Consider the following 17,096-nt stretch of genomic DNA (forward strand, 5'->3'; position numbering starts at 1 on the left):
AGACGGCACTCATCTTTGTCTATCTACCTTCATCTGTGAAAATACACGGTAACCATCCAGATTTAACTGTGAATTACTGCTTTGCTCTTCTCCCATCTTAATCAAGTTGTATTCTACATTTTCTGCGTAAATTGCAAAGGTTATATTAAAAATTTCCATAAAATTGATTACCCACTTACACTCATCTTCAGGATATTTTTCGTAATAACGAATCAGATGAGCAATTTTAATCTCTAAATGTCTCCGAGAGTTACTACAAATCAAGATTGTCTTTAACAATAAAATCACTAATGTTAAAGAGTGACCTTGAGTAAGTAATAATATAAATAAAAACGAAGGTTCTTTCCCGTTTTCTGTTGTCAAACAATCAATTACTCTATTACAGGTTCTCAAAAATAATTCTTTAGTGACAATTTCTTGATTAAAATCTTTCTTCCACAAATATAAGTTCTCTACAAATTGCTGCCGCAAACTTTTGACTAATTCTTGATTGTCTACAGAAAAAAATAAATATTTTTCTATACTTGTTTTAAATTGTTCAAGAGTTTGTCCTTGAGTTTGCTTGATAAATATATTGGCAATATTTTCATGGCTAAATACACCCTTTTTTAAAACAATTGCTTTTATTAAATGCAGAACATTATCTCCCAAAATACTGGGATTTTTGTAGCGCGTTGTGCTTGATACGGCAGATTGAGAACGAGCAATATACATTGCTAGTTCAAACTTAAATTTGTCTTTTATCTGTCTAGAAAGCTTTCTAGCAGCCTCTTGTTGCTCTATTGGGTTATTCTCATTAACAGATTGAGCAACTAATAAATAGGAAGTGTAGCGATTAGCCCAATGACCTTGAGATAACTCGTCATGTTTAGTAGCAAATAGTTTTATTTCTTGGTAATCTTTACTGGCAATAAAATTCTCTAGCCAGCTTTTACAAATATTTGCTGCCGGAAAATCCTTGGTTTTTGCTTTTAAAGTTTCAATCGCAAATAAGTTAACTAATTCTTGGATATATTTATCTTTTCTATTAGTTTTCCAAGTATTAATTATTATATATATACATCGTTTGAGTGTATTACGAAACTCCTGTTCTTCATGCTCTAAAAAAATGTTATATATCCCAGGTATAGAATGAGAATATGATGAATCAAGACCGTCTATAAAAAAAGCTTTGAATTTACGTAAAACGTCACTCGGTGACATTTTATTTACAATTTCTATGAAAAAACTATAAACTTCTTCTTGTACAATCTGCACATTTAGCTGTCTAGAGTTAGACGTAACGCAATGAGGATCTTCCTGACTAATTAATAAAGTATTAGCGGTCATTCCATTTATCAGGATAAAAAGGTTTCTTGTTTATATTATTACCAGCTTAACTCTAGTGAACATTAGTATCAATCTATTCTTAAAATATTCAGTAAGATTTTTACATAAATTTGATAAACTCTAGCTGTAAATAAAGTATTAAACATAAATTGTTTAATCCTTTATCAAATACTCCAGTGTAATTGCTTAGTCTTGTAGCGAAACTTATTTAAATAAGCTACATGGGTAGGGATACGAGATTACCGTGTCTTACATTTGTTATAAATTATACAAAAAGACTCCCATATCTTCTATAGGAGTCTTTTCGCGTTTTAAATGGGGGTGGAGGGACTTGAACCCACACGACCTTTTACGGTCAACGGATTTTCATTCTCCCGCAGCTTTCACTGCTACCTAACGACTTGAACAAAGTCAGGTTTTAAGAATTGGACTCTCCCTTTACCCTCGCCTTAACGTTAGGGTAGCTCCCGTCGAGTCTCTGCACCTTCCCGCAATTTTGGATTTTGGATTTTGAATTTAAGACTAATCGTACAATCTAAAATCACAAATCTAAAATTTTCGGGCTTGGCTCAGGATTGCCATGTCTGTTATCAGATTTAGGTTTCCCTGAGTTTGAGAGCTTCCACTTGAGGGATTTCTCCTTCAAGGCTCAGTTGTCTAAGTCCGTAGCGTCTACCATTCCGCCACACCCCCGCAACTGTTTTCCAACTAGTATAACTAGTTATTTTTTCGAGGCAGCAAATACCGCCTTATCTATTCCACCATCAATTGTGTCTTTTGTCCAACTAGATTAAAAATATTTTTTCCAGATTGTGTGATTGTTTTCTAGAGTTACAACTTTTCCTTGTTTCCTCGTAATCAATCCGGATCAGTTTTTTATCTTGTGTTATTTAGACCATTTATTATGGCAGAATTACTAATATAGCATAATACTAATTTTTGTCAATCAATCTGAACATAAACGAGAAATTCTGGGGTAGTTATGTTGACTAAGAGGCAAGGGGAAGAAGACAAAGGGGCAAGGAGAAGGACTTATTGCAAGTTAGTTATCGCTCAATTCTCCCTGCCCCTTCTTTGAAAGCATCATAACTATAACTTTCCTCAGTTCCGCTCTTCAGCCTATGATGGAAAACAGATGCTTAAGACTTAAAAGTTTATGATTGTCGCCCTGCTGTATCTGATATTGGCTGGAGCTTACCTTCTGGTAATCCCGATTGCTGTTTTGCTGTACCTGAAGCAGCGTTGGTATGTAGCTACCTCCATCGAGCGTACCTTTATGTACTTTTTGGTGTTCTTCTTCTTTCCAGGTTTATTGGTTCTATCGCCGTTTCTAAATTTTCGACCCCAACGGCGGCAAATTGAAGTTTAACTAAATTGGTAGGTCATAACTCTCATGCGACGGATTGACGCTATTGGAATTGGCTTAGGCGTTTTTATTGCTGGCGGCTTGGCTTATATAGGATTGCAGCTAGTCGGTTTGGATAATCAGCAAGCTGGTATATGGAGCCAAGTCTTACTAGTCAGTGGATTATTTGGCTGGTTAGCCACCTATTTTTTCCGTGCGGTGGGACAAAAAATGACCTACCACCAACAACGGGAACAGTATGAGCAAGACTTTCTGCAAAAACGGTTAGATGAGCTTACTCCCGAAGAACTAGCACGAATTCAAGCCCAAATAGAACAAGAAGAGCAATCTCAGGTGTAAAGTTATCATTGGTCAGTTGTCGTTTGTCATTTGTTCTTTGTTAATGACCAATGACTACTGACTAATGACCAATAACTAATGACTAATAACTAATGACTGCGATTTCTGATTGCTTTAAAACCCTTAAGCAAAATGGCGAGTGCGCTCTAATTCCGTTTATTACTGCTGGCGATCCAGATTTAGAAACAACAGCAAAAGCATTGCAGGTTCTAGATCAAAGTGGAGCCGACATTATAGAACTGGGCATACCTTATTCCGATCCTCTGGCTGATGGGCCAGTAATTCAAGCTGCTGCTACCCGCGCCTTACAAAGGGGTACAAAATTGGAGCAGGTGCTGGAAATGTTGCAAGGGATTACTCCCAAATTGCGATCGCCTATTATTTTATTTACCTATTACAACTCAATTCTGCACCGGGGAATTGATAAATTTCTCTCTTCAATCGCTGCGGCTGGGGTAGCAGGATTGGTAGTACCAGATTTGCCCTTGGAAGAAGCAGCAGGTTTGCTCGAACCAGCTAAGAAGATGGGAATTGATGTAGTCTTGTTGGTAGCGCCCACCAGTGATGCCCAACGGATAGAAGCGATCGCTCATTCATCTCTTGGATTTATTTATTTGGTCAGCGTTACAGGGGTAACAGGGGTGCGATCGCAACTGGAAAACCGCGTGTCCGATTTACTCAAACAAATTCGTAGTGTTACTGATAAACCCATTGGTGTAGGTTTTGGCATCTCTGAAGCCGCCCAAGCCCGTCAAGTAAAGGACTGGGGAGCAGATGCTGCGATCGTGGGCAGCGCTTTTGTGAAACGGTTAGCAGAAGGTTCGCCAGAGCAGGGACTAAATGCGATCGCCCAATTTTGCCAAAGTCTCAAGGTAGCCATCAAAACCACCAACACTAGCACAAATACTCCTCTTGATTAGACGGAGAAAGTAGATTAAAAAAGTATAACAGCGCAGATTTTCTATCCTTATTTGGTAGACAATTTGACCTTTATAGTCTTGAATATTAACATCAGATATCAAGATGTAAAAAAACTAGCTGATACGGTTGCTTATAGTTTGAGTATTATGTGAAGTCAAGTAGGCATAATTTATGAGTGTGAGAGTGAGTCAGTCACAAATGATTATAGTTACGTCGCAATTGAGGAATAAAGGCGATGAGTGAGAGTATGGCGTTTATCGGCGGGGTCGCCGTAGCTGGGCTGGCGGCTCTCGTATTGCTCAAAGGAACAAATACCCCGCTACAGCCTAATTTTGCTGTTGCTCCGCAAATGCCAGGGGTAGTAGCGCCGGGAATGCAGCCACAAATGTATTCTCCCTATGGCCCCTATGGACAACCAATGTATCCGAATCCTAATCAGCCGCCAGTTGCTCCCAACACTGACCAGCGTCTGGAGATGGAGAAGCTGAACACGCAGATGCAGTTGGAACGTTTAAAAAACGACAATGAGCAGCTGAAGTTGCAAAATCAACAACTCCAAGGCCAAGTTCAAAATTTCAATACTCAACAACAGTGGCAACAAGCCCAGCAGTATAACCAACAAAAAGTAACAGCACTCCAACCGCAAAATCCTTCTTGGTGGTCTTCACCTATGCTTTGGGCTGTGGGAGGCGCAACTCTCACTATTGGTGGTGGTGTTGTCGTCGCTGGTGTATTAGCTTTGTTCTCACCACGGCAGCGTCCAGCCCGTACTGTACAAGTGATTCACCCTTACCAAGGAAATACACCGCCCTTGGTTCCAGTCCGTCGTGCTGAGTTTCTACCTGCTTCACGGATGGAAGCGAGACGAGTTGAAGCCCCAGAATACGACGAAATGCACTAAGGGACTACTACCGCAAAGCGGAAGTCAAAAGTCAAAAGTCAAAAGTTTTGTATATCAAGGCTTTTGCAAGTTTTAAAATGGTAGCTTAATTTACGCCGTGCTGTACTAGTAGGGAAAATCAAACCAGAGATAAACATCGATTTAAAGTCTCGTTTCCAGGTTGTACCTGGAAATGTTTTTTATTGGGTTAGTGCCGCGAATTTAGGAGGCGACAACGCCCATTGTAGGCATTACCAGCCTCTGGCTGCTAACGAGGTAAAGAGTGTTTAAAAGCCACTTTCTGGAGTTTCTGTAGCATTAGGACTCTCTGTAGTAGCAGGTTGGTTAGTATTGGAAAGTTTATCTTGGGTAGTCTTTTGACTACCTTGATTTTCTAGTTTAGGTAGTGCTTGTTTTGCCAGATTTTCAGCTGCTTGTTTAAATAATGGTTCTATTCTGTCTCGCCAGTATTTAGTATTAGGTAATTTTTCTGGATGGTTTCTATAATCTAAAACTTTATCCCATTTACCATCATCTATAGCTTTATTTATCTCATTAGATAACGCCTCTGCCTTAGCCCAATCTTCCTGCCACTGAGCAATTACTTTGCCTGTTTCTTGGATACTAGAAGTTGCATTTGCCGGAATCGATCTTAAAAGTGCGATCGCTCCAACTATATCTCCTGAGTCATACTTCTGTCTTGCTTGCTCTATAATATTGGCACTGTTATCACTAGGCTGTGATCGTTCTGTTTTTCCAACGTCGTCAGTTGGCTCCTTTGGCTTTTCTGGTAATGGAGTTGCTATATTCCTAGATTTTGGTTTTGGCTTGGGAGTTGGTCGAGTAGCAATCAGGGTACTATCATTTACTGTCTTAGTTGCAATGCCTTTTTCGCGCAGGCAAGAAGCCCATTCTTGATTATTGGTTATCACATCTGAATGTGCCCAAGCCAAACGTCCAGAGTTAAGTTTAACTTCTATCCATCCCCGTTTTGTCCGTTTGCCAGTCACCTCGAACTTGGTATTATCACCAACTGTTCGCACAATATTATCAGAATTTATTGAACTAGGTTCAGAACGAATATTAGAATTTCCGACGACAACAGCCGAGCATTTGTTTGCTAAGGTGCGATCGTTACCTGTAAGATTAAAAGCTAAATTTTTCACATTTGGATATACATTTGCTACCAAAGCAGCCGCACCACCAGCCAATAATATGCCAATTAATATCGGTAATGGGTCGGATTTGCTAGAGTCTTGACGGGCAGGTTTGACAGGATTTGCTGGTGCAACTGCAACCGTTTGCACCCGAGATATTTGAGGTCGGGATTTGGGGGATTCTTGAGGTGTGGAAAGTACAGGTACAGGATTAATCGCGTCTTTACACGCTTGCAGTGCTTCCGTGGCGTTTTGGTAGCGGTCTTTGAAATGATAACGCACCATCTTAGACAACACTGCCGCCAGTCGGTAGTTCACAGTTACTGATTGCTGCCAAATGATTTCCCCCGTTTCCGGATCCTCTTGCAATTCTGTTGCCTGTAATCCTGTTAATGCTTGAATGGCGATAATGCCGAGAGAATAGATATCACTGTTAGGACGGGGTTTACCTTGCCCTTGTTCTGTGGGCATATAGCCAGGAGTGCCAATAACTACTGTGGCAGAGGATTGTCCGCCTACTGTTACTAGTTGTGTATGTAACTGCTTTACTGCTCCAAAGTCCACTAAAACTAACTTATTATCTGAGGCACGACGGATGATATTATCCGGTTTGATGTCGCGGTGAATCACACCTTGGCGGTGGACAAATTCTAGAATCTCCAGAACTTCTTGCAACAGTTGAATTACTTGGCTTTCACTCCAGCGCTTACCAGGTATAAGTTCTTCAGCTAGAGTATGTCCTTCAATATATTCTTGTACTAAATAAAACTCTTGGTTTTCGTCAAAGTACGCCAGTAGCCTGGGTATTTGGTCATGATTGCCCAGTTTTTCTAAAGTTTCGGCTTCGCTGTTGAACAGGCGTTTAGCAGTATCAAAAACTCTGGGGTCAGTTCCGGGTTTGAGATGCTTGACAACGCAGATGGGGTTACCGGGCCGCCTAGTATCTTGGGCTATGTAGGTTTGACCAAATCCTCCCATTGCGAGGACTCGAATTACTTGGTAACGATGGTCTAGTAGCTTGCCTATCATATTCACTCCCCAGAGTTATTACCTAATTTTCCAGCTGGTAATAAATATCTCCAAATTTTCTTCAATGAAATCCGCTATCTTGAGAAAAGATTTAGATTAAAAACGCAGCTTTTTAATAAACGCAGACTGTTTATTTTTCTTTTAGTGCCCCTGTTTATTACCAATGCCACCTAAAATAACAAATCCAGTTGCATGGCAGCAGGCTGAAATCCTCATGCAACCTGCTTTTATTCGCGTTATCGACAATATCCGCAAGCAGCTTGATGAATCTTCCTGGACTGGAACTTATCACGATGTCCTAATTTGGCCGCCTAGCACCACTGATGAAGTTAAAGCATTGGTGACTGAGTTGTTGCAAGGAATGGAAACTGCAACACCCCAAGAAGCAGATGAAATCAGAGAGACTCTGGCTCGTCTGCCGATGCCCCATCCAGGATATCATCTACGTTTGCAGCGTCAACAGCAAGAAGCAAGTATCGATTTGTGGGAGTTGTGTTATCAAGTGTGTTTTCTTGAATACACCCCAGAGAAGGAAGTTGCTGATATTGATACTAGTTTAATCGATGAACTCGATGAAGTCGATTGGCTGCGTTTGGATGCTAAATCCAAGGAATTAGTTAAGCAGGCGTTTGCTAAATTGCCAGAGAGTTGAAACCCTGAAAATAGAATACACGAACTAAGCCCAGTTGCGTGGGCTTATAAGTAAGGCGATCGCTTTTTCAACTTATCTTAAATATCGGTGTGGTCTATCGCCTATCTGATTCTCTGCAATGGCTTCCAATTATCTAAGGATGCTCGAATAGCAGTTACTTCATTCAAGTATTCATTCAGCTTGACTTTTTGAACATTCAGAGTTTCACGAATTTGTTCAGCTTCGGCTTCTCTGGTCTCCCGTTCTTTCAATAAGCAGTCAAACTCATCTTGAAACCTTTTGATATAGGCATTGATCTGTTGCTCCGCCTTCTTAAAGTCATCTAAGACTTGCTTGTGAATGGTTCGTTGTAAAACTTCTTGACTTCTTGATACCTGAGTGTCTATTTTCTGCTTGATTAGTTTGGTTGTTTCGCGCAATTGCCTTTCTCCCGAATCTCACGGGTACGTACCAGAAATTTCTGTTGAATTTCTCCAGCATCACCTTCAGCAAGAACAATAGGTCGTCTTTGTCCCTCTTGGTATTCCAAAAGTCTGGGGATTTGCCCAGATGGAATATGTCGAACGTCTGTACGACATATTGTACATGCTGCTGTCTCACTTGCCAGAACATCAGCACCAATCACGGCATTTAAAAAGGTACTTTTGCCAGCTTTCATCGCTGCAATTACAGCCACCTGATACTTCTGCTCTTTCAATGCGTGTAGGGCTTTGTTGATCTCATCCTCAACACTCTGCAAACCTTTAGTATCGTCTCCTTCGCTGAGGCGGCCTTGGCGGATTTCCTGAAGGTACTGTAAAAGACGTGTGCCAGTGTTGTATATGCTGTCGTGCGCTGCTTGAAACTGTTCAGAGGACATAATTATGTGAGGGAAGATTAGCTAAAGCACGTACAGCTTAAATTACTAATTAAAATATTAGCCTCAGTAATTGCACTGCCATAATCAAGGCGCTCGCACCCCATCCTAATCAACTAATCATCGCACTACTCGCATTGAAAGAAAGCTATATGAGATGACGAGGCATGATCGCAGTACGGGTTCCTTCTTCGATAGATTTGGCAAACTTTACCTACCCTTTTGGCTAACTTCCCCAAAGCCTGCTGCTTCTAATCTACGCTTAACCTCACGATAAGGTAATGGTTTAAGCGGCATCTATTTCTATTTGAAGTGTCTTAATTTGAGGAAGAACAGTAGCTACTGGTGGTTCAAAATGCAGTGACAAAGCTTCTTCAAGATTAGCCAAAGCCTCAGTTTCAGTCTCGCCCTGGCTAGCAATATCAATCTCCAAGCACTGTGCCACAAACCAGTTACCTTCCTGCCATACGCTTGCAGTAAAAGTTCGTTTCATAAGTTTTTATTGTTCGGCACTTTCTTTTGATTTGATTATACGCTAGAAGAAAACCGGAGGTGCATTGAAGCCGCAAACGCTTATTTGCTAAGATTTCCAGTGCGACAACATTGAAACAGGGCAACTTCTCATCATCATGCCAACATCTACAATTGACGATAAAGACGCAGCAGCTATCGAAGCCGCCAGAGTTGGGGTTGCGATATGCGATCGCACCGCCTGGGGACGTATCAAAGTATCTGGCGATGATCGCCTCAATTTCTTACATAACCAAAGTACTAACAATTTCCAAATACTCAAGCCTGGACAAGGTTGTGATACGGTTTTTGTCACCTCCACAGCCAGAACAATTGATTTAGCAACCGCATACGTTACAGAAGATGCGGTAATTCTGCTAGTTTCACCCAACCGCCGCCAGTTTCTCATGGAATGGCTGGATAAATATATTTTTTATGCCGACAAGGTGGAATTATCTGATATCACAGAAGACACCAACACCTTCAGCCTGATTGGCCCAGGAAGCGACGCTGTTTTAGAAAATTTGGGTATTGGCGAACTCATTGGACAACCTTACGGAAGTCATAAGGTATACACCATTGCTCCGGCTGAAGGAGTGCGGATTGCTGTGGGTAGTGGGTTAGCTGCTCCCGGATATACCTTAACTTTCCCCAATACTGACAAATCTTCGGTATGGAACAAATTGTTAGAAACTGGGGCGGTAGAGATGAGCGATCGCGCTTGGGATGCCTTGCGAATCTTACAAGGCCGCCCCGCGCCAGATTCGGAACTCACAGATGATTACAATCCTCTGGAAGTTGGTTTGTGGCAAACAATTTCTTTTACTAAAGGTTGCTATATTGGGCAAGAAACCATTGCTCGATTAAATACATATAAAGGTGTAAAACAACACCTTTTGGGTATCCGCCTCAGTGCCCCTGTGGAAGTTGGAAGTGCGATCACAGTTGGAGATGAAAAGGTCGGCAAACTTACCAGTTATACAGAAACGGCTGATGGTTATTTTGGATTAGGTTACATTCGCACTAAAGCAGGTGGCGTGGGCTTGAAAGTTAAAGTAGGAGAAACTGAAGGTGAAGTCATAGAAATCCCGTTTGTTTCTCACGATTACCCATAACTCATTCAAGTCAAATATCTTCTTCTTTATTCCTAGCGCCGTAACAAAATTCATCTACCCAAGAAGCTATACTACGGGCATTAGTGGTTTCTAGATTCACTTTGCTCTTAACATTTTCTGGTTGAATATTCGGCTGTTTGCCGTTGCTTTTAACCTCAGTAGTAATTGCTAGCGATGCTCCTGAAGGGAGCCGCCCAAGGGGCGATCGCACTGGTTTGCCATTATTATTAATTTCACTGGTAATTGCCAACGATGCGCCCACAGGGGTTCGGACAGATGACGCGTTGCTCTTAACGTCAGTGGCTAATGCCACAGATGGCATAGTTTTGGCTTTGCTGTTAACCTCACTGGTCATTGTTGCCGATCCTCGTGAAGGTAACTGACCAGAGTGCCAGCGTACTAGTTGATATTCCCTTGGCAAACCGGAGGATGGCGTTTTTGCCGGAGTATCTGGAGCAATTTTAGTTGCAGCTACTATCAACTCAGGTTTGCGTGTGCTAACTACCTCAGTGGTAGCTGTAATCGATGGCACAAGTTCATCGGCGCGTGACAAATTGGAATCTAGAGTATTGGCAAGAGAATGAGAGGCAATCTTGCTGGCAGTTACAACCGATGACAGATGTTTATCCTCAGAATTCTCATCTGGCGACTCGCTTTCAACTTGGCTTATAGCCATAGAATGCTCTGATTTTATTAAACGTAACTCTTGATCAGGATCGAAGTTAAGACCTAAAGCGGCAACTATTTTATCTGGATCGTTATTCAGATCCAGCATAAAATCAAGTATTTCATCAAACTGGGGTTCTAAAACAGACAGTGTTGCCAAAATGAAACCGGACAAAGGACGGCGCAGACCATCGTAAGTGCCCCAAATTCGCATTTTGACCAGCCAGGAAATATTTTGCTCGTAGTGACTCAGCCATTTTTGTTTTAAGGATTGACGCAGCTGTTGGATATTCATTGGATGCCTCACTTCAGTCAACAATATTGCAGAGATTGATATTATTAATTAGTTTGATTTCTGGGGATGAAACCGATAATAGAGCATCTGTTGGACTCTTTGACCGCCTAGCAAATGATTTTCTATCAGTAGAGATACTTCATCGGGTTGAACGCCGCTATACCAGACCATATCGGGTAATACCAGCACCATCGGCCCATTGCCACATTGTCCCAAACAGCTGCTAGCCGTTACCGTTACACCAGGGATTGGCAAAGCTGCAAAAGCTGTTAAAACCTTAACTGCACCTTGCTTTTTGCAAGTGCGATTTTGACAAACTCGCACACATTTAGAAGAGGGTTGGTCTATTGTGGGGAAGTTTGATGGTTGAGTTGTCATTTGTTTTTTGTCCTACCCTACGGGAAGCCGTTGGCGCGTCTATGTCATTTGTCATTCGTCAAAAGTCAGAAGCCAATGACTAATGACTAATGACTAATGATTAATCTATTGAAAGTCCTTTTGAGGCTAGCCATTCAGGGTTGAATATCCGCGACTGATAGCGGGAACCACTATCACATAAGATGGTGACAATGGTATGTCCTGGCCCCAACTGCTTGGCTAGGGCAACAGCCGCGCCAACATTAATACCTGTTGAGCCGCCCATTAACAGCCCATCTTTCCTCAACAGTTGGTAAACTACCCGTAAAGCTTCTTGGTCATCGATTTGGATGGCATCATCAGCAGGCGCGCCTTCCATATTGGCTGTGACACGACCGTTACCGATGCCTTCGGTGATGGAATTTCCTTCAGTATTGAGTTCGCCAGTTTTGACATAGCTATAAAGTGCGCTACCCAGTGGATCGGCAACAACGCATTTAATCGCCGGATTTTGTTCTTTCAAGTACAATGCCACACCAGCATAAGTACCACCAGTACCAGTTGCAGTTGTCCATGCATCTATTTTACCATCTGTCTGTTTCCAAATTTCCGGCCCTGTGGTTTCGTAGTGGGCGAGGCGATTGGCTAAGTTATCAAACTGATTCGCCCAAATAGCATTTTCTAACTCAGCAGCGACTCTGCCAGATAGTTTGACGTAGTTGTTTGGGTCTTTGTAGGGTACAGCAGGAACGGGACGAACTTCTGCGCCTAGTGCTGTTAGTGCGTCTATCTTTTCTTGTGACTGAGTATCGGGAATAATAATTAGGCATTTGTAGCCTTTGGCGTTGCAAATATGTGCCAGCCCAATGCCAGTATTACCAGCAGTTCCTTCTACAACTGTGCCACCGGGTTTGAGTAAACCTTTCTTTTCTGCATCTTCGATGATGTAAAGTGCGGCGCGGTCTTTGACGGAACCGCCAGGATTGAGAAATTCAGCTTTAGCAAGGATTTCACATCCTGTTTCTTCACTGAAACTGTTTAAGCGAATCAGGGGTGTGTTGCCAACAGCGCCGACAAAGCCATTCTTAATATCCATTTTGACTATACCTGTGTGAGTATCTATAAAAATTTTGGCTTATAGCGGTGGCATAATTTAAAACTGATTTACCTAAAATGCCATATCGCATTTCCCTACTCAGCAATCGAACAATAATCATAGTTGCCTAAGCGATTGATCGCATCTGGCAGTGTAAGATTGAAGGATTGCATAAGCTGATTATATTGTCGTCAATTAATTTAAGAGTAGCGCGATGATCGCATTTCCCGACTCAGCAATCCAATAATAATCATAGTTGGTTAAGCGATCGCATTTCCCGACTCAGCAATCCAAGAATAATCATCCTGTGCAACAATAGCTGTAGCTTTGTCGGAGTAGAAACTATGGACTGGCAACAGCACATTCATTCAGACCCCAAAATTCTGCTGGGTAAGCCGACTATGAAAGGAACTCGTTTATCTGTAGAGTTCTTATTGGGTTTGTTTACTGCGGGATGGACAGAACAATAAGTGCTAGAAAACTATCCCACGTTGACTTCAGAAGCATTAAGGGCAGTATTTGCTTTTACAGCAGAGTGTATGCGTGAAGAATCTTTGTATACCCTCCCGCTTTTGTCTGAGGCGGGATGATGCGGTTTCTTGCAAATAAAAATTTTCCTGTGATGAGCATTAGATATTTGCGCTCTGCTGGTTACAATGTAGCCTATGGAAGTGAAGACGCACCTTTGCTGGACAAGCCAAGTATCAAAAGCTTCTTGCGTCTCAATTCCTTGGACACCCGCCGCACCTAATATCATCTTGAAACTATGCTCTTGGAGTTTCTCTAACTGGGGATAACCTTCACCTTGGTGCTTGCAAAATAAAGGCGAAGGTGAAGTTTAGGGGCATAGCTGACAGCAAGAGTTTCCACCGTAACCTTCACCGTCTTATCTATCACCTTTTTCCTGAAATTATCGGCGATATTCGTCGCCACAATCGCTGATAAGCTGGTGCAAATCGCGTGATTGGCGAGAGACTGCATTGATGCGATCGCAGTTCAACTATAAAATCAAGACAGATAGGGGCAAATCTTTGCTGTTGTTAAGGCTGTGGCTATATTGATTGTTATATTCGTTCACAACACAAGCCCATTCGTTCACAACACAAGTCCATTTGTTCAGAAAACAAGTTCCTTCGTTGAGAAAACAAGTTCATTCGTTCACAACACAAGCCCATTCGTTTACAACACAAGTCCATTTGTTCAGAAAACAAGTTCATTCGTTCAGAAAACAAGTCTTTTCTCAACGATTTGTTGTTTAATAACGTGTAATTACTGAGCTAGCAATCCAATCTTATTACAAAAAACACCTTTTTTTGCAAACTTTACTGAACCCCTACATTGTCCCATTGAGCCACTCTAGAAAGATAAGTTTAGTAAAAGGTATGCATTGATGCCACGCAAAAAAAGAACCTCTCCTGTCCTGGAAAAAACCGAACAGAGAGTAATCGGATTTAAATCGATTGATTCCAGCCTTGACTTTGGTGATTCTATCAGTTTAAAGAATTTAACCCAGTTAATCGGGCAACTCCGCAACCATATTGACCAGTATAATATGATGCTAACTGCCCTGGACTCGGCAAAGGCAGAAATAGAAACCCTTGAAAAGACTATCCGCGAAACTTCAGAACGCTTAGTCAGTGGTGTAGTGTTGAAGTATGGCAAAGACAGCCGGGAATATGAGATGACAGGCGGAGTACGCAAAAGCGATCGCATTCGTAAAGCCACTATCACCCGGTTAAAATCGACCGCAGACTTAAAAGCAACTTCTAAACAGACGGCGTAACAGGCAAAAATTAGGCATCATTTATTACAGTGAATGATGCCTATTGTGTAGGCGTAGACCGCCGCAGATATCGCACAATCGCACTGTTAGGCACTTCGCTTTGATTTTGGAAAGCAGGTGCATTTCGTGGCGGCTAACTCTATAAGTTTAGTAGGTAATGAAAATTTAAACAGTAATTTTACTGTAGTTTTTAAATATTTACGTGATTTACGATACAGCATGATTAACGAGTAAATGCTGACATTTTTTCATTGTCTTAGACGGGATAGATACCGATGACATCTGAAAGCAATCGCGAAAAAGAACTTGAACAGCAAGAACGTATATTACGAGAACGAGAAGTTGAATTGCGACTCCGGGAAATGGAAAGTAAGATCCATGCTACCGATGCGGCTTTTCATCAAACTGTAAAGCATCAGCCAGAAAATTCTCAGAAACCTTGGATAAACAAAGTAATTCTGGGTGGAAAGCTTTTTGCTCTTGGTGTGGTAGCACTAGTTGCAGTCAGAATAGCCTCGGTGTTGGCTGGATTTATTATTGTTGGTGCGCTGGGGTGGATGTCTTACAAATTATTTTTGGAATCTAAAAAAACCAATCTTTAATTAAGGTGTAATTATAATGAGTGATCAGGTAGCAACTGACAGATTTATCCAAGACTTAGAGCGCGTTGCTCAAGTGCGATCGGAGATTTCAATATGTTTGAGTAAACTAGCTGAAACAATTAATCAAGCTGAGTTGGCTGGCGACTCTTCATCGGGAAAACTCAGTTTAGAGCGAGATATTGAAGATATTACAGTAGCTAGTAAAAACCTCCGCCAAGGTGTATTTCGCCTTTTAGTATTAGGCGATATGAAACGCGGGAAAAGTACGTTTCTCAATGCTTTAATTGGGGAAAACTTATTGCCGAGTGATGTTAACCCTTGTACCGCAGTCTTAACAGTTCTACGCTATGGACCAGAAAAGAAAGTTACCATTCATTTTAATGATGGAAAAAGCCCACAACAGCTAGATTTTCAGAACTTTAAATATAAATATACCATTGATCCGGCTGAAGCTAAAAAACTAGAGCAGGAGAAAAAACAAGCATTTCCCGATGTTGATTATGCAGTAGTTGAGTATCCCTTAACCCTGCTACAAAAGGGAATTGAAATTGTCGATAGTCCGGGATTGAATGATACAGAAGCACGAAACGAATTATCTTTAGGTTATGTAAATAACTGCCACGCGATTTTGTTTGTGATGAGAGCTTCTCAACCTTGTACTTTGGGTGAACGTCGCTACTTAGAAAATTACATCAAAGGTCGAGGATTGACAGTTTTCTTCTTAGTTAACGCTTGGGATCAAGTACGAGAATCATTGATTGATCCTGATGATGTTGAAGAATTACAAGCGTCTGAAAATAGATTGCGGCAAGTATTTAATGCAAATTTAGCAGAATATTGTACTGTAGAAGGTCAGAATATTTATGACGAACGGGTGTTTGAGCTTTCGTCAATTCAAGCACTCAGACGACGGTTGAAAAATCCCCAGGCTGATTTAGACGGAACTGGCTTTCCGAAGTTTATGGATTCGCTTAATACTTTTCTTACCAGAGAACGTGCGATCGCAGAACTCCGTCAAGTTAGAACCTTAGCAAGACTTGCCTGCAATCATACCCGCGAAGCAGTTGCTAGACGTATACCATTACTTGACCAAGATGTAAATGAATTAAAGAAACGGATTGATTCTGTAGAACCAGAGTTTAACAAACTCACAGGTATTCGAGATGAATTCCAAAAAGAGATTATCAATACAAGAGACACCCAAGCAAGAACTATTTCCGAATCTTTTCGCAGCTACGTTTTAAACTTAGGTGATACCTTTGAAACCGATTTCTTGCGCTATCAGCCAGAATTAAATCTGTTTGATTTTCTCAGTAGTGGTAAACGAGAAGCATTTAACACCGCACTGCAAAAAGCCTTTGAGCAATATATCACGGATAAATCTGCTGCTTGGACATTAACTGCTGAAAAAGATATCAATGCAGCTTTTAAAGAACTTTCTCGGAGTGCTGCACAATATGGCGCATCTTACAGTCAAGTTACAGATCAAATCACTGGAAAGCTTACCGGACAAGACGTAAAGGTACATACCACTAATACTGCTGAAGAAGATAACTCTCCCACTTGGGCAAAATGGGCAATGGGATTATTATCATTATCTAAAGGAAATCTTGCTGGTTTTGCACTAGCTGGGGCCGGATTTGATTGGAAAAATATCTTGTTAAACTACTTCACTGTAATTGGCGTTGGCGGGATAATTACAGCAGTGACGGGTATTTTTCTTGGGCCAATCGGGTTTGCACTGCTAGGTTTGGGAGTAGGATTTTTGCAAGCAGATCAAGCACGTAAAGAATTAGTTAAAACAGCAAAGAAAGAGTTAGTTAAACACCTACCGCAAGTAGCGCATGAGCAATCTCAGGTTGTATATAACGCTGTGAAAGAGTGTTTTAACTCTTACGAAAAAGAAGTAAGTAAGCGGATTAACGATGATATTGTATCTCGCAAATCGGAATTAGATAATTTAGTCAAGCAGAAACAAACCCGCGAAATAAATCGTGAGGGTGAGTTCAACCGTTTAAAAAACTTACAGGAAGATGTAATTGCTCAGTTGCAAAAAATTGAGGCAGCCTATAGCAATCTATTAGCGTACTATAGCTAATATATCTAATTACTCTCGTTCCTAGATATAAACTGGGAACGAGGA

19 protein-coding genes are annotated in these 17,096 nt (G+C 41.3%); 11 read left to right on the forward strand and 8 right to left on the reverse strand.

The features are described 5' to 3' along the window. Positions 1–9 precede the first annotated feature (9 nt). Positions 10–1,329, reverse strand: a complete 1,320-nt coding sequence (locus H6G96_RS14380) for a hypothetical protein (RefSeq protein WP_190912095.1) — start codon at positions 1,327–1,329, stop codon at positions 10–12. Positions 1,330–2,485: 1,156 nt separating this feature from the next. Here H6G96_RS14380 and ndhL point away from each other — a divergent pair. From ndhL to H6G96_RS14400, 4 genes are all read left to right on the forward strand, one after another. Beyond that, positions 2,486–2,698 carry an NAD(P)H-quinone oxidoreductase subunit L gene (gene ndhL, locus H6G96_RS14385; protein ID WP_190727800.1) on the forward strand — a complete coding sequence of 71 codons (213 nt, stop codon included), beginning with the start codon at positions 2,486–2,488 and terminating at the stop codon, positions 2,696–2,698. 24 nt (positions 2,699–2,722) lie between these two features. Then, entirely contained in the window at positions 2,723–3,034 is a 312-nt protein-coding gene (locus tag H6G96_RS14390) for a DUF3007 family protein (protein ID WP_190912096.1), read from the forward strand. A 92-nt stretch (positions 3,035–3,126) separates the two neighbouring features. Beyond that, complete coding sequence (trpA, locus tag H6G96_RS14395; RefSeq protein ID WP_190912097.1) at positions 3,127–3,954, forward strand: tryptophan synthase subunit alpha; 828 nt, start codon at positions 3,127–3,129, stop codon at positions 3,952–3,954. Between the two features lie 236 nt (positions 3,955–4,190). Then, complete coding sequence (locus tag H6G96_RS14400) at positions 4,191–4,856, forward strand: heterocyst differentiation related protein (RefSeq protein WP_190727797.1); 666 nt, start codon at positions 4,191–4,193, stop codon at positions 4,854–4,856. 266 nt (positions 4,857–5,122) lie between these two features. On the opposite strand, the gene H6G96_RS14405 is transcribed toward H6G96_RS14400, so the two are convergent. Continuing rightward, positions 5,123–7,021, reverse strand: a complete 1,899-nt coding sequence (locus tag H6G96_RS14405) for a serine/threonine protein kinase (protein ID WP_190912098.1) — start codon at positions 7,019–7,021, stop codon at positions 5,123–5,125. Positions 7,022–7,184: 163 nt separating this feature from the next. Here H6G96_RS14405 and H6G96_RS14410 point away from each other — a divergent pair, with 163 nt between their 5' ends. Then, positions 7,185–7,673, forward strand: a complete 489-nt coding sequence (locus H6G96_RS14410; protein WP_190912099.1) for a hypothetical protein — start codon at positions 7,185–7,187, stop codon at positions 7,671–7,673. Between the two features lie 101 nt (positions 7,674–7,774). Here the strand turns inward: H6G96_RS14410 and H6G96_RS14415 are convergent, their stop codons facing one another. From H6G96_RS14415 to H6G96_RS14425, 3 genes are all read right to left on the reverse strand, one after another. Next, positions 7,775–8,092, reverse strand: coding sequence for a hypothetical protein (locus H6G96_RS14415; RefSeq protein ID WP_190912100.1), 318 nt, complete (start codon positions 8,090–8,092; stop codon positions 7,775–7,777). Beyond that, positions 8,071–8,532, reverse strand: coding sequence for a dynamin family protein (locus H6G96_RS14420; protein WP_242063284.1), 462 nt, complete (start codon positions 8,530–8,532; stop codon positions 8,071–8,073). Before H6G96_RS14420 ends, H6G96_RS14415 begins: the two co-directional genes overlap by 22 nt. A gap of 283 nt (positions 8,533–8,815) precedes the next feature. Next, positions 8,816–9,022: a type II toxin-antitoxin system HicB family antitoxin gene (locus H6G96_RS14425; protein ID WP_190912101.1), complete on the reverse strand. Its 207-nt coding sequence runs from the start codon at positions 9,020–9,022 to the stop codon at positions 8,816–8,818. Positions 9,023–9,158: 136 nt separating this feature from the next. On the opposite strand from H6G96_RS14425, the gene H6G96_RS14430 reads away from it, so the two are divergent. Further along, positions 9,159–10,154: a folate-binding protein YgfZ gene (locus H6G96_RS14430; RefSeq protein ID WP_190912102.1), complete on the forward strand. Its 996-nt coding sequence runs from the start codon at positions 9,159–9,161 to the stop codon at positions 10,152–10,154. A 10-nt stretch (positions 10,155–10,164) separates the two neighbouring features. On the opposite strand, the gene H6G96_RS14435 is transcribed toward H6G96_RS14430, so the two are convergent. The 3 genes from H6G96_RS14435 to H6G96_RS14445 form a co-directional block, all read right to left on the reverse strand. Further along, entirely contained in the window at positions 10,165–11,115 is a 951-nt protein-coding gene (locus H6G96_RS14435) for a DUF5331 domain-containing protein (protein WP_190912103.1), read from the reverse strand. Between the two features lie 48 nt (positions 11,116–11,163). Continuing rightward, positions 11,164–11,493, reverse strand: a complete 330-nt coding sequence (locus H6G96_RS14440) for a (2Fe-2S) ferredoxin domain-containing protein (RefSeq protein WP_190912104.1) — start codon at positions 11,491–11,493, stop codon at positions 11,164–11,166. 100 nt (positions 11,494–11,593) lie between these two features. Next, the gene (locus tag H6G96_RS14445) at positions 11,594–12,568 is read right to left on the reverse strand and encodes a cysteine synthase A (protein ID WP_190912105.1); all 975 of its coding nucleotides are present in this window, start codon (positions 12,566–12,568) and stop codon (positions 11,594–11,596) included. Between the two features lie 344 nt (positions 12,569–12,912). Here H6G96_RS14445 and H6G96_RS41375 point away from each other — a divergent pair, with 344 nt between their 5' ends. The 5 genes from H6G96_RS41375 to H6G96_RS14465 all read left to right on the forward strand — a co-directional run bounded on the left by H6G96_RS41375 (position 12,913) and on the right by H6G96_RS14465 (position 17,051). Further along, the gene (locus tag H6G96_RS41375) at positions 12,913–13,038 is read left to right on the forward strand and encodes a DUF433 domain-containing protein (protein WP_242063285.1); all 126 of its coding nucleotides are present in this window, start codon (positions 12,913–12,915) and stop codon (positions 13,036–13,038) included. A gap of 152 nt (positions 13,039–13,190) precedes the next feature. Continuing rightward, positions 13,191–13,319, forward strand: a complete 129-nt coding sequence (locus tag H6G96_RS42380) for a hypothetical protein (protein WP_277932921.1) — start codon at positions 13,191–13,193, stop codon at positions 13,317–13,319. A gap of 639 nt (positions 13,320–13,958) precedes the next feature. After that, positions 13,959–14,351, forward strand: a complete 393-nt coding sequence (locus H6G96_RS14455; protein WP_190912106.1) for a hypothetical protein — start codon at positions 13,959–13,961, stop codon at positions 14,349–14,351. 275 nt (positions 14,352–14,626) lie between these two features. Beyond that, positions 14,627–14,953 (forward strand): DUF3040 domain-containing protein, encoded by a 327-nt coding sequence (locus tag H6G96_RS14460; protein ID WP_190912107.1) that lies wholly within the window; start codon positions 14,627–14,629, stop codon positions 14,951–14,953. A 16-nt stretch (positions 14,954–14,969) separates the two neighbouring features. Further along, positions 14,970–17,051 carry a dynamin family protein gene (locus H6G96_RS14465; RefSeq protein ID WP_190912108.1) on the forward strand — a complete coding sequence of 694 codons (2,082 nt, stop codon included), beginning with the start codon at positions 14,970–14,972 and terminating at the stop codon, positions 17,049–17,051. Positions 17,052–17,096: the final 45 nt, after the last annotated feature.

The sequence above is a fragment of the Nostoc sp. FACHB-892 genome, from assembly GCF_014698795.1.
Lineage (GTDB): Bacteria > Cyanobacteriota > Cyanobacteriia > Cyanobacteriales > Nostocaceae > Nostoc.

Bases quoted from the DNA above. Each gene is read 5' to 3' on its own strand.
- H6G96_RS14380 (WP_190912095.1), bottom strand. From the start codon at position 1,329: ATGACCGCTAATACTTTATTAATTAGTCAGGAAGATCCTCATTGCGTT.
- ndhL (WP_190727800.1), top strand. From the start codon at position 2,486: ATGATTGTCGCCCTGCTGTATCTGATATTGGCTGGAGCTTACCTTCTG.
- H6G96_RS14390 (WP_190912096.1), top strand. From the start codon at position 2,723: ATGCGACGGATTGACGCTATTGGAATTGGCTTAGGCGTTTTTATTGCT.
- trpA (WP_190912097.1), top strand. From the start codon at position 3,127: ATGACTGCGATTTCTGATTGCTTTAAAACCCTTAAGCAAAATGGCGAG.
- H6G96_RS14400 (WP_190727797.1), top strand. From the start codon at position 4,191: ATGAGTGAGAGTATGGCGTTTATCGGCGGGGTCGCCGTAGCTGGGCTG.
- H6G96_RS14405 (WP_190912098.1), bottom strand. From the start codon at position 7,021: ATGATAGGCAAGCTACTAGACCATCGTTACCAAGTAATTCGAGTCCTC.
- H6G96_RS14410 (WP_190912099.1), top strand. From the start codon at position 7,185: ATGCCACCTAAAATAACAAATCCAGTTGCATGGCAGCAGGCTGAAATC.
- H6G96_RS14420 (WP_242063284.1), bottom strand. From the start codon at position 8,532: ATGTCCTCTGAACAGTTTCAAGCAGCGCACGACAGCATATACAACACT.
- H6G96_RS14425 (WP_190912101.1), bottom strand. From the start codon at position 9,022: ATGAAACGAACTTTTACTGCAAGCGTATGGCAGGAAGGTAACTGGTTT.
- H6G96_RS14430 (WP_190912102.1), top strand. From the start codon at position 9,159: ATGCCAACATCTACAATTGACGATAAAGACGCAGCAGCTATCGAAGCC.
- H6G96_RS14435 (WP_190912103.1), bottom strand. From the start codon at position 11,115: ATGAATATCCAACAGCTGCGTCAATCCTTAAAACAAAAATGGCTGAGT.
- H6G96_RS14440 (WP_190912104.1), bottom strand. From the start codon at position 11,493: ATGACAACTCAACCATCAAACTTCCCCACAATAGACCAACCCTCTTCT.
- H6G96_RS14445 (WP_190912105.1), bottom strand. From the start codon at position 12,568: ATGGATATTAAGAATGGCTTTGTCGGCGCTGTTGGCAACACACCCCTG.
- H6G96_RS41375 (WP_242063285.1), top strand. From the start codon at position 12,913: ATGGACTGGCAACAGCACATTCATTCAGACCCCAAAATTCTGCTGGGT.
- H6G96_RS42380 (WP_277932921.1), top strand. From the start codon at position 13,191: ATGAGCATTAGATATTTGCGCTCTGCTGGTTACAATGTAGCCTATGGA.
- H6G96_RS14455 (WP_190912106.1), top strand. From the start codon at position 13,959: ATGCCACGCAAAAAAAGAACCTCTCCTGTCCTGGAAAAAACCGAACAG.
- H6G96_RS14460 (WP_190912107.1), top strand. From the start codon at position 14,627: ATGACATCTGAAAGCAATCGCGAAAAAGAACTTGAACAGCAAGAACGT.
- H6G96_RS14465 (WP_190912108.1), top strand. From the start codon at position 14,970: ATGAGTGATCAGGTAGCAACTGACAGATTTATCCAAGACTTAGAGCGC.